The 7,845-nt window shown below is 74.3% G+C and carries 8 protein-coding genes; 6 read left to right on the top strand and 2 right to left on the bottom strand.

Annotation, left to right across the window (positions count from 1 at the left end; all coding sequences use genetic code 11):
- On the bottom strand, positions 1–757 hold a 757-nt coding region (locus tag VGD85_RS08325), incomplete at its 3' end, for an MFS transporter (RefSeq protein ID WP_331062988.1).
- 32 nt (positions 758–789) lie between these two features.
- Between VGD85_RS08325 and VGD85_RS08320 the strand changes: the two genes are divergently transcribed.
- The 5 genes from VGD85_RS08320 (at position 790) to VGD85_RS08300 (ending at position 6,028) form a co-directional block, all read left to right on the top strand.
- The gene (locus VGD85_RS08320) at positions 790–1,839 is read left to right on the top strand and encodes a LacI family DNA-binding transcriptional regulator (protein WP_331062987.1); all 1,050 of its coding nucleotides are present in this window, start codon (positions 790–792) and stop codon (positions 1,837–1,839) included.
- A gap of 131 nt (positions 1,840–1,970) precedes the next feature.
- Positions 1,971–2,345, top strand: coding sequence for a YraN family protein (locus VGD85_RS08315; protein WP_331062986.1), 375 nt, complete (start codon positions 1,971–1,973; stop codon positions 2,343–2,345).
- Positions 2,345–3,931, top strand: a complete 1,587-nt coding sequence (locus VGD85_RS08310) for a YifB family Mg chelatase-like AAA ATPase (RefSeq protein ID WP_331062985.1) — start codon at positions 2,345–2,347, stop codon at positions 3,929–3,931. The genes VGD85_RS08315 and VGD85_RS08310 overlap by 1 nt, the downstream gene beginning before the upstream one ends.
- Complete coding sequence (gene dprA, locus VGD85_RS08305) at positions 3,928–5,064, top strand: DNA-processing protein DprA (RefSeq protein WP_331062984.1); 1,137 nt, start codon at positions 3,928–3,930, stop codon at positions 5,062–5,064. The genes VGD85_RS08310 and dprA overlap by 4 nt, the downstream gene beginning before the upstream one ends.
- A 28-nt stretch (positions 5,065–5,092) precedes the next feature.
- Positions 5,093–6,028 (top strand): tyrosine recombinase XerC, encoded by a 936-nt coding sequence (locus VGD85_RS08300; protein ID WP_331062983.1) that lies wholly within the window; start codon positions 5,093–5,095, stop codon positions 6,026–6,028.
- Here VGD85_RS08300 and VGD85_RS08295 read toward each other — a convergent pair.
- Positions 6,025–6,672 carry a M23 family metallopeptidase gene (locus VGD85_RS08295; protein ID WP_331062982.1) on the bottom strand — a complete coding sequence of 216 codons (648 nt, stop codon included), beginning with the start codon at positions 6,670–6,672 and terminating at the stop codon, positions 6,025–6,027. The two genes, VGD85_RS08300 and VGD85_RS08295, sit on opposite strands and share 4 nt — an antisense overlap.
- 406 nt (positions 6,673–7,078) lie before the next feature.
- Between VGD85_RS08295 and rpsB the strand changes: the two genes are divergently transcribed.
- Positions 7,079–7,845: 30S ribosomal protein S2 (gene rpsB, locus VGD85_RS08290; protein ID WP_331062981.1), on the top strand; the 767-nt coding region annotated here is incomplete at its 3' end.

The following is a 7,845-nucleotide window of genomic DNA, read 5'->3' as shown; positions in this document are numbered from 1 at the left end:
GGCCGACGAGCACGCCCCCGAAGTACCCGATCATCAGCGAGACCGCCCGGTCGGCGGACACGTCGACGGCCTCCTCGACGAAGCTCGCGCCCCAGCCCGTGATGCACCACTCCGCCGCCGTCGTGCACACGAGGATGCCGGCCGCGACCCAGAAGGCCCGCGGCAACCGGCCGGTCGCCACGGTGGAGGGTGGGGGCGCCTCGATCCTCAGCTCCCGGTTGTTCCACCACATCAGCAGCGGCACGACCAGCGAGGCCAGCAGCGCCGTACGCCAGCCGAGCTGCAGGGCCGCCGTCAACGACAGGGCACCGATCAGGACGACGTACGCGACGCTCGCGGAGACGTTCGCCTCCGTGAGGGCGATGGCGCGCAGGTCGCCGTGCTGGTCGGACAGGACGGCCTGCAGCGTCACGATCAGCAGCCCGCCGCCCAGACCCATCACGAGCACCGAGCCGATCGTGACGGCGCCGGTCCGGCCGGCGGTCAGGCCGACGGTGCCGGCGCCCATCAGCCCGGCCGAGGCCCACAGCAGCGTGCGCCGGCCGACGATCTCCTCGAGCCGTGCACACAGGACGCCCGCGGCCATGCTGCCGGCCGCGAACGCCGCGACGTGCAGCCCGCCGGTGGAGTAGCTCAGGTCGAGCTCGTCACGCAGGTGGGGGACGACGAGTCCCGGCGCGGCCTGGAGGTAGGCGAACCAGCCCAGCACGACGTACATGACCCACGTGACCCGGTCGCGGGTGAACACCTGGGTCATGTGTGTAACGATACACAGGCTAGGGTCGCGCCATGGCGGAAACCCCCGACCGGAAGCGTGCGACGCTGGCCCGCGTCGCCGAGCGGGCCGGGGTCTCGGTGATGACCGCGTCCTACACCTACAACCGGCCCGACCGGGTCTCGGAGGCGGCGCGGGCGAAGGTGCTGGCCGCGGCCGAGGAGCTCGGGTACGCCGGCCCCCATCCCAGCGCCCGGTCCCTGCGCCGCGGCAGCACGCTCACGATCGGCGTCGTGCTCGGCGAGCAGCTCAGCTACGCGTTCGACGACCCGGCCGCCGTGACCTTCCTGGCCGGGGTGGCCGACGTGTGCGCGGCCCGCGGGTTCGGGGTGACGCTGCTGCCGATCACGGGCGCGCCCGAGGACGTCGCGCGGATCACGGACGCCGCGGTCGACGGCTTCGTCGTGTGGACCACCGCCGACGACGACCCCGTGCTGCCTGCCGTGCGAGCCACCAAGCGGCCGGCCGTGGTCCACGGCGGCACGCCGCTGCGCGGCCTGGGTGGGGTCACCATCGACAACCGGGCGGCCGCCCGGGCGATCGGCGCCGTCGCGTTCGCCGGCGCCGACCGGCCCGCGATCCTGAGCCAACCCCTGACCCGCGACCGGGTGGCGGGGATCGTCGGCGCGGGTGACGTCGGGACCGTGCTGTTCCCGGTGACCCGCGAGCGGCTGGCGGGCTACCGCGACGCCCTCGAGGGGACGGGCAGGTCGTGGGCGGAGGTTCCCGTCGCGGTGTGTGCCCGCAACGACGTGGCGGAGGCGGAGCAGGCCGCGACCGCGCTCCTGACCGGTCCGGAGCCGCCGGACGCGATCGCCGCCATGAGTGACCAGCAGGCGGCCGGCGTACTGCGCGCGGCCGCGGCCGTGGGCCGCGCGGTGCCCGAGGAGCTCGCGGTGACCGGCTGGGACGACGCACCGCTCGCCGAGCGGCTCGGCCTGACGACCGTGCGGCAGTCGCTGCGCGACCAGGGAGCGGCGTGCGCGTCGATCGCGCTGGGCCGGCGCGCGAAGGCGGTGACGGCGACCTGGTCGGTCGTCACCCGCTCGAGCACGCGCGGCTGATCTCTCGCGGGCCGTCCGGCCCGCTCGACGTCCACAGCACGGCTCTCCGACGCGCTTCTCCACACTCCCGCGCGCGCAGGCTCCGCGCTGTCCCTCCGGCCGACGACGCTTGCCGCCAGGAGGTCGAGGACATGACGAGTTCGACAGCAGCGGCGATCAGACAAGCACTGGGCGCGTACGGCGAGACCCTCGCCGCCCGCCATCTCGTGGGCCAGGGCATGGTCCTGCTCGACCGCAACTGGCGGTGCGAGGCGGGCGAGATCGACCTGGTCCTGCGCGACGGCGACGTGCTCGTCGTGTGCGAGGTCAAGACCCGCAGCAGCGTGCGCTTCGGCACCCCGCACGAAGCGGTCACCGACATCAAGGTCGCCCGGCTGCGCAGGCTCGCCGCCCGGTGGATCGAGGACCGCGGCGTCGCCGTCCGCGACATCCGCATCGACCTGGTCGGCATCGTCCGCCCCCGACGCGGCGCCTCGCTGCTCGACCACGTCCGGGGGATCGGCTGATGCCCTTCGCGACCGCCCGGACCGTCTCGCTGCACGGCGCCGTCGGCCACCTCGTCGACGTCCAGGCCGACGTCTCACCCGGTCAGGTCGGGTTCACGATGGTCGGCCGGGCCGACACGATGATCAACGAGTCCCGCGACCGGTGCCGGATGGCGATCATCAACAGCGGGCTGGACTGGCCGGCCACCCGCCGGATCACGATCCTGCTCTCGCCCGCCGACCTCGCCAAGAGCGGCACCCACTTCGACCTGGCCATCGCACTCTCGGTGCTCGCGGCCGCCGGCAGCGTGCCCGCGACGGCGCTCGCCGCGACCGCGTTCATCGGGGAGCTCACCCTCGATGGCAACCTGCGCTCCGCAGCCGGGGTGCTGCCGATGGTGCTCGCGGCCGCCGAGCGCGGCGTCCGGGCGGTGTTCGTACCCGAGCCACAGGCCGCGGAGGCGGCCATGGTCGCGGACATGAGCGTCGTCGGCGTGCGCTCCCTGGGCCAGGTGGTCGCTGTGCTGCGGGGCGAGGAGGTTCCCGAGGCGCCGCCCGTGGCCCCCATGTCGGGGGCGCAGCTGCTCGCGTGGCGCGGTCAGGAGCGCCTGGACGAGCTCGACCTGGCCGACCTGGTCGGCCTCGACGACGCCCGCTACGCCGTCGAGGTCGCCGCCGCGGGCGGGCACCACCTGCTGATGTCCGGGCCGAAGGGCTGTGGCAAGACCAGCCTGGCCGAGCGGATCCCGGGGATCCTGCCCGACCTCAGTCCCGCGGAGTCCGTCGAGCTGAGCGCGATCCACTCGCTCGCCGGCACGCTCGACCCCGCCGTCGGATTCCCGACCCGGCCGCCGTTCTCGGCGCCGCACCACGACGCCAGCAAGGCCAGTCTCATCGGCGGCGGGCTCGGCGTGGTCCGCCCCGGCGAGCTCAGCAAGGCCCACACCGGCGTGCTGTTCCTCGACGAGTTCCCGCTGTTCCGCACGGACGTGATCGAGGCGCTGCGCCAGCCGTTGGAGAACGGCGACATCACGATCGCCCGCCGCGACGAGTCGGTCACGTTGCCGGCTCGGGCGATGGTGGTGCTGGCGGCCAACCCGTGCCCGTGCGGCGACTACAGCGGGGATGTCCGGCACAACCACTGCACCTGCCGTGAGGTGCAGCGGCGCGCCTATCGGATGAAGGTCACCGGCCCGGTCGCCGATCGCGTCGACATCGTCCGCCAGCTGCCTGCGCTGCGACGTCACGACGCGGTGGTCGACCTCGCCGCGCCGGAGCCGTCGATCCAGGTGCGTCGGCGGGTCGTCGCGGCACGCGCCCGACAGGCCGATCGCTACGCCGAGGAGAGCTGGCGGCTCAACGGCCACGCGCCGGGGCCGGTCCTCCGCGAACGATGGCCGCTGACCAAGGCCGGCCAGAAGGCGGTGGACGACCAGCTCTACGCCGGCCGCCTGAGCCGGCGGGGCGCGACCCGGGTGCACCGGCTGGCGTGGACCGTCGCGGACCTGCGACACCTCGACCAGCCCGGGCTCGACGAGGTCGACACCGCGCTGCGCCTGCGCACGGGTGACCCCCTGCTGCTCTCGATGCTGGAGCGCGTCGGATGAGCGCGCCCGACGACGAGCGCCTGACGCGGGTGGCGCTGTCGGCCCTCGGCGAGCCCGGCGACCCGCGGCTGCTCGACGCCGTCACCCGGCTCGGCCCCGTCGCGGTGCACGACCTGCTGCTGAGCGGCAACACCATCGAGGAGCTCCAGACCGACCCCGACGCCCGGCGGTCCGCCGCCGACCCCGAGCGCACGCTCGCCCAGGCCGCCGAGCGCGGGCTGCGCTTCGTCGTCCCGGGCGACCCCGAGTGGCCCGTCCAGCTCGACGACCTGGCGACAGCCGAGCCGCTGCAGAGCCGCGGCGGCGTGCCCATCGGCTTGTGGGTGCGCGGCCCGCGGCGTCTCGACGAGCTGGCCGGCTCGGTGGCCGTCGTGGGGTCCCGGTCGTGCACGACCTACGGCGCCGACGTCGCCGCCGAGATAGCCGCGACGCTGTCGGCCGCCGGCCGCTGCGTGGTGTCGGGGGCCGCCTACGGCATCGACCAGGCCGGTCACCGCGGCGCGCTCGCCGGCGGGGGCGGCACGACCGCGGTCCTGGCGTGCGGCGCGGACCGCGTCTACCCGGCCGCGCACCAGCAGCTCGTCGACCACATCGGCGCCCATGGCGCGGTGGTGTCCGAGGCGCTGCCCGGATGGTCGCCGACCCAGGTGCGGTTCCTGGCCCGCAACCGGCTCATCGCCGCGCTCACCGTCGGCACCGTGGTCGTCGAGGCGGCGGCGCGCAGCGGCGCGCTCAACACCGCCAACTGGGCCGCCCGGCTGAACCGTCCGGTGCTCGGCGTGCCCGGCCCGGTCACCAGCGCGGCCTCCGAGGGCGTCCACCACCTCATCCGGTCGCAGGCGGCCGTGCTCGTCACCTCGGGCGCCGACGTGCTGGAGGTGGTCGGCGCGGCGGGGGAGCACCTCGTCGTCGAGCCGCGGGGCCCGGTGCGTGCCCGCGACCGGCTCACGATCCGGCAGCGACAGGTGCTCGACGCTGTCCCGGCGATCCGGGCCGCACCGGACCACTCGATCGCCCGCACGGCCGGCCTGGCGCTCGCCGATGCTCGCGAGACCCTCACGCGCCTGGCCGGGCTCGGCCTGGCCGAGGAGGTCGGGGGTGGCTGGCGGCTCGCCGCGCTCGCTCACGAGTAGGCCACGCCCGCCTTCCTAGACTCGAGGGGTGAGTGAGGAGCACCCGGCGCCGCTGCCCGAGGCCCTGGCCCGGGCGCTCGGCGACTACGAGCGGCACCTCGTCTCGGAGCGCAACCTGACCGCGCACACGGTGCGCGCCTACGTCGGCGACGTCGCGGGCCTGCTCGACCACGCCACCCGGCTCGGTGCGGCCGACGTCGGCGACCTCGACCTGCGCACGCTGCGCAGCTGGCTGGCCAAGCAGCAGACGATGGGCCGCTCGCGCACGACGCTCGCGCGACGAGCCACCGCCGCGCGCGTCTTCACCGCGTGGCTGGCGCGCACCGGTCGCGTCCCGGTCGACGTGGGCGCGAGCCTGGGCTCGCCCAAGGCGCACACGTCGTTGCCGCCGGTGTTGCGCACCGACGAGGCCGGCGAGCTCGTGCGCCGTGCCGCGGAGCACGCCGACGACGGGGGCCCGGTCGGCCTGCGCGACGTCGCCATGCTGGAGCTGCTCTACGCCACCGGCATCCGGGTCGGGGAGCTGGTGGGCCTCGACGTCGACGACGTCGACCGCGAACGCAACGTGATCCGGGTCCTCGGCAAGGGTCGCAAGGAGCGCACCGTGCCGTTCGGCCGGCCCGCCGCCCGCGCCCTGGACTTCTGGATCAAGCACGGCCGGCCACTGCTCGCCGTCCCGGGGAGCGGTGCGGCGCTCTTCTTGGGCGCGCGCGGCGGCCGGATCGACCAGCGGGCGGTCCGCACGATGGTGCACCGGCGGATCGCCGATGTGCCCGGGGCGCCCGACATCGGTCCGCACGGACTGCGGCACACCGCCGCCACGCACCTGCTCGAAGGCGGCGCCGACCTACGGTCGGTGCAGGAGCTCCTCGGGCACGCGTCGTTGGCCACCACGCAGCTCTACACCCACGTCACCACCGACCGGCTCCGGAGGGCCTACCAGCAGGCCCACCCCCGGGCCTAGGAGTCGAGACCGAGTCCGAACAGCAGGTCGAGGGGCGCCACCCACCCGGCGTACGGCAGCGCGGGAGCCCGCCACAGCGGCGGTGTCACCGCACCCCCGGCCGGCTCGTCGCGCCACAGCGGGAGCAGCCGCACCGGCCCGGCACCGACGAGCCGGAGCGGGTCGAGGTAGGTCTCGCCCTCGAGCCCGCCCCCCAGGATCCAACCCCAGTGCAGGCAGGCGCGAGGCGGACAGTGGGAGCCGCTCGCGGACAACCGGCCGATCCGGTCGCCGGCCGCCACGACCGTCCCGACCGCGAGGGAGGGGTCGACGGGCTCGTAGGTGGTGCGCGTGGTGCCGTGGTCGACCACGACGACCCCTCGTCCGGCGAGCACACCGGCCCAGGTGATCCGGCCGGGCAATGCCGCCCGCACGGATTGCCCGGGGGATCCGAGGAGGTCGACGCCGCGATGGCCACGGCCCCACGGGTCCGCGGGCGGGTCGAAGCCATCGACGACCTCGGGCTGTGGCACCAGCGGCCAGACCCCGACCGGGTCCGCCGGTGCGGCGGGGGCGGCCGACGCGCCGCCGGCGACGAGGGTCGCGAGCGAGAGGAGCACGAGGGCCAGCACCGTGCCGGGGAGAGCGCAGAGTCGCGGGGACATGCCCCGACCCTCCCCCCGCCGACCGGCGTACGCGACGGGCGCCGGCGGGATCGGTGGAGAACGCCGACCTCGGCGTCGCTGTGGACGCTCCCGGGGCCGGTCGGTGCGGGGCACCGTGGATTGGCTGGTCGGAGGCTGTGTCGACTACTCTGGTCGTCGCAATCCACCTGGATTGACTTCGCACGCTCGCAGACCGCGACGGGCCCTGGAACTCCGAGGTCCCGACCACCCGTGGGCGACGATCCTCAGTCCGTCCGGGCAACCGGACGGTCGGGTCGCGCGCAGCGTCAGGGCAGCCGACACCCGTCGGGTGCAGCAACTGAAAACAACGACTGGGATCGTGCCGGTCCGGCCTGCTCGAAGGTCGGGCGCAACGGTGGCGGTCCCGACACAACAGGAGATTCACATGGCAGTCGTGACCATGCGCCAGCTTCTCGAGAGCGGCGTGCACTTCGGACACCAGACCCGGCGCTGGAACCCGAAGATGAAGCGCTTCATCATGACCGAGCGCAACGGCATCTACATCATCGACCTGCGCCAGACTCTCGAGTACATCGAGAAGGCGTACAGCTTCGTGCGCAGCACCGTCGCCGAGGGTGGCCACATCCTCTTCGTCGGCACCAAGAAGCAGGCGCAGGAGGCCATCTCCGAGCAGGCCACCCGCGTCGGCCAGCCGTACGTCAACCACCGCTGGCTGGGCGGCATGCTCACCAACTTCCAGACCGTGCACCAGCGGATCAACCGCCTCAAGGAGCTCGACGAGGTCAACTTCGACGACGTCGCCGGCTCGGGCCGCACGAAGAAGGAGCTCCTCCAGATGAAGCGCGAGCGCGACAAGCTGGAGAAGACGCTCGGCGGTATCCGTGAGATGACCCGTACGCCGTCCGCGGTGTGGGTCGTCGACACGAAGAAGGAGCACCTCGCCGTCGAGGAGGCGCGCAAGCTCCGGATCCCGATCATCGGCATCCTGGACACCAACTGCGACCCCGACGAGGTCGACTTCCCGATCCCGGGCAACGACGACGCCATCCGCGCCGTCGGCCTGCTGACCCGCGTGGTGGCCGACGCCGTCGCCGACGGCCTGATCGCGCGGTCCGGCGCCAAGACCGGCGAGGGCGAGAGCACGCCGGGTGCCGAGGAGCCGCTGGCCGAGTGGGAGCGCGAGCTCCTCGA

This window comes from Nocardioides sp., assembly GCF_036401255.1.
In the GTDB taxonomy this organism is placed as follows: Bacteria; Actinomycetota; Actinomycetes; order Propionibacteriales; family Nocardioidaceae; genus Nocardioides.
The sequence above is the reverse complement of the archived record's forward strand: the minus strand, read 5'-3'. Positions and strand labels throughout refer to the sequence as shown.